Source organism: Acetobacter papayae JCM 25143 (assembly GCF_000613285.1).
Lineage (GTDB): Bacteria > Pseudomonadota > Alphaproteobacteria > Acetobacterales > Acetobacteraceae > Acetobacter > Acetobacter papayae.
The window spans coordinates 1-2,958 of the sequence record NZ_BAIN01000127.1 but is presented as its reverse complement, the minus strand read 5'-3'; the positions used below and the strand labels follow the sequence as shown (position 1 = coordinate 2,958).

3 protein-coding genes and 1 pseudogene are annotated in these 2,958 nt (G+C 61.6%); all 4 read right to left on the bottom strand.

The genetic code is table 11. The features are described from left to right. Nucleotides 1–1,610 (bottom strand): annotated as a pseudogene (locus tag JCM25143_RS20260) (recombinase family protein); the annotation flags it as partial. 13 nt (nucleotides 1,611–1,623) lie between these two features. Further along, on the bottom strand, nucleotides 1,624–1,812 hold the full coding sequence (locus JCM25143_RS21760; RefSeq protein ID WP_081773622.1) for a hypothetical protein: 189 nt from the start codon (nucleotides 1,810–1,812) through the stop codon (nucleotides 1,624–1,626). Between the two features lie 219 nt (nucleotides 1,813–2,031). Further along, nucleotides 2,032–2,286, bottom strand: coding sequence for a hypothetical protein (locus JCM25143_RS21755; RefSeq protein ID WP_234395353.1), 255 nt, complete (start codon nucleotides 2,284–2,286; stop codon nucleotides 2,032–2,034). After that, nucleotides 2,283–2,900, bottom strand: a complete 618-nt coding sequence (locus tag JCM25143_RS20255; RefSeq protein ID WP_051543415.1) for a LysR family transcriptional regulator — start codon at nucleotides 2,898–2,900, stop codon at nucleotides 2,283–2,285. Before JCM25143_RS20255 ends, JCM25143_RS21755 begins: the two co-directional genes overlap by 4 nt. Nucleotides 2,901–2,958: the final 58 nt, after the last annotated feature.

The following is a 2,958-nucleotide window of genomic DNA, read 5'->3' as shown; positions in this document are numbered from 1 at the left end:
ATCACGAACCCCAGTCCGGACACGGGCTGGGGTTTTCGTTTGTCCGCCTGACGCGACCGTCAGGATGCCGGCCAGATCGCCCCGGACATCAATCTGGAGGCCCTTGTCGGATGGTGTGAGAATGATGGCTCGATCAGGGAGCGGATCACCTCGGCCGCCTCCTGGCGCTTCTCGTCCAGTTCGGAATGCAGCATGTCGTGCAGGCGAGCGAGTTGCCGGTGGTAGAACTCCGCCATCTGTGGATGGAGCAGGGGCGGGGGCGCTTCGGCTGTGGCGAGGAATTCGGTCAGTTCCGCCTTGCGAGCTTCGAGTTTGGATCCGCGTTCCTTGACTATCGCTATCGAGATCGCTTCCGAAAGATAGAGATCCATCAGACGCTGGATGTCGCGGTCGACCCGCTTCAGTTCTGATTCCGCTGCGCCGATGTCGGCCGACGCTCCATGCGCAGCCGGTTCATCTCGGTGGTGAACGCCGCGCAGAATTCGGCGAACAGATCCGGGTCCATGAGGTGGTGACGCAGGGCATCCAGCACGCGCCGCTCCAGCTCCTCGCGACGCATATTGGTCCGGTTGTCGCAGGTGCCCTTGTTGCGGGCTGTCGAGCAGCCAAGCAGGGTGCCGGAGATCATGGAATAGCCGCCACCACAGCAGCCGCATTTGCTCAGGCCGGAGAACAGGTAGCGGGGACGACGTTTCTCGCGGAAATGATCGGGCGATGAGGTGTCGCGTGTGTCGCGGCTGGCGCTGACGCTGGCCTGCCGCGCCTTGACCAAGTCCCACAGCTCCTGATTGACGATCCGCAGCTCCGGCACCTCCTGGATGACCCATTCGGAGTCCGGGTTGGGTCGGGCCTGACGCTTGCCGGTGTCGGGATCCTTGATGAAACGCTGCCGGTTCCAGACCAGCCTGCCCATGTACATCTCGTTATTGAGAATACCGGTGCCGCGTAGCCGGTTGCCATTGATGGTCGAGAAGCCCCAGGCGCCGCTGCCGGGTGCCGGGATGCCCTCGTCGTTGAGGCGGAAGGCGATGGCGCGCGGCCCCAGTCCGGCCGCGAAGTCGCGGAAGATGCGACGGACCACGTCGCTTCCGCCGGGTTGATGGTCCGGTCGCCCCGAATGGGCTCGCCATTAGCGTCGAGTTTGCGCACGACATCATAGCCGTAGGCATTGCCGCCGCCGGACTTGCCCTGTTCGACCCGGCTCGCAGGCCGCGATGCGTCTTCTCGGCCAGGTCTTTCAGAAACAGGGCGTTCATCGTGCCCTTCAGGCCGACATGGAGATGGGACACCTCGCCCTCGGAAAGGGTGACGATCCGCACGCCGGCATAGTTCATGCGCTTGAAGACGCCGGCGATGTCCTCCTGATCGCGGGAGAGGCGGTCCATGGCTTCGGCCAGCACGATCAGGAACCGTCCGCGCTGTGCATCGGCGATCAGCGCCTGAATGCCGGGCCGCATCAGGGATGCGCCCGAGATCGCGTGGTCGGTATACTCCTCGACGATGCTCCAGCCCTGTTTCTCCGCGTGGGTGCGGCAGATCCGGAGTTGGTCGGCGATCGAGGCGTCGCGCTGGTTGTCGGAGGAATAGCGGGCGTAGAGCGCGACCTTCATGGTGGATCATCCCTCACGGTCCGGAGCGGCGGCGCTGCTCCTGTTGCTGTGACCGGAACCAGTCCCGTGCCGCACGACGGGCCATGAGGCGGACGAACGCCACAAGACGCGGGTCGGGGGTATTGGGCCGCAGGATGAGCCGTAATTCGGGCTCGGGTGGCCGATACGCCGGGGCAATGGACTGGCTGGGTCTGTCCGTCATCGTCGCTCTCTTCCGACCGCATGGCAAGGAAAACAGACACACGATCCAGACAGATGACTGTTATTTCAATGGAAATCAGTAATATGGAAGATCGCGTCGGTGCGTGCTCCAGCGTGCGGAATCGTAGTTATGGGTAGTCCCGGATACAGGCGCGTCGTACAAATACTGGCGTAAGACGGGCAGACTGGACGCTCTCGTGTGGTCAAGATGCGACAAGCGTCAGGCGAGATTGTTCTTCTTGGCGCCCTGTATACCCGCTACCCCATAATGTTGCCGGATCAGATCGCCCAGCCCGGTGGCCGCACGAGTGAGTTGCCCCGCACGCGAGTGAAGCACCAGATCGATTGAACCAGGAGACGGCAAGGTCTGGTTCACGATACTCGGGACAAGACCTTCTGTCAGATCCTCAGCAAGAGGGGATACCCCCAATCCGGCGTTAACCGCAGCCAGAATGCCCGCGAGTGAGGGACTCACATAGGCGACTGTCCAGGGAATCCCGGCTTTTTCAAGCGCCTGATGGCGCGCTCTCGATAGATGCAGGGTTCGGGAAATACGATCAGGGGCACAGCCCCGGTGGTAGAGGTCAGTCCCATCCAGACCACGGTACGCCTGGCAAGAATTTCACCTCCGGCAGCCCGGTCCTGCTTGGTCAGCACATGGTCAAGGCGCTTTACATCCAGGGCAGACAGGAGACGGTCGCGGTTACCAACCTCCACCTCGAGGCGAGCGTCGGGATGTTGTCGGGCGAAATCAGCGAGAAGCTGCGTAAAGCCACGTCCGCTGGCAAAATCGTCTGGCAGACCGACCCTTACAAGACCAGTGAGAGAGGTCCCGGCCAGACGTGATCGGGCCTCCTGGTCCAGCCGCAGGATTTCACGCGCATAACCGATGAGTTCCCGCCCCTGAAGCGTCAGTGCGACAGACCCGCCACGATCGCGCTCCATAAGTCGGTGGCCAGCCTGTTCTTCCAGACGCTTGATATGACCGCTGATTGTCGACTGGGTGGCATTGAGATGCCGTGCGGCTTCCGTGAAGCCACCGGTATCAATGACGGTCAGAAAACTGCGAAGGCAGATCGGCGAAAGCATAGCTTTTCTTATCTTAAAATGCGATATGATGTAATTATATATCTGTTTCTATGCTACG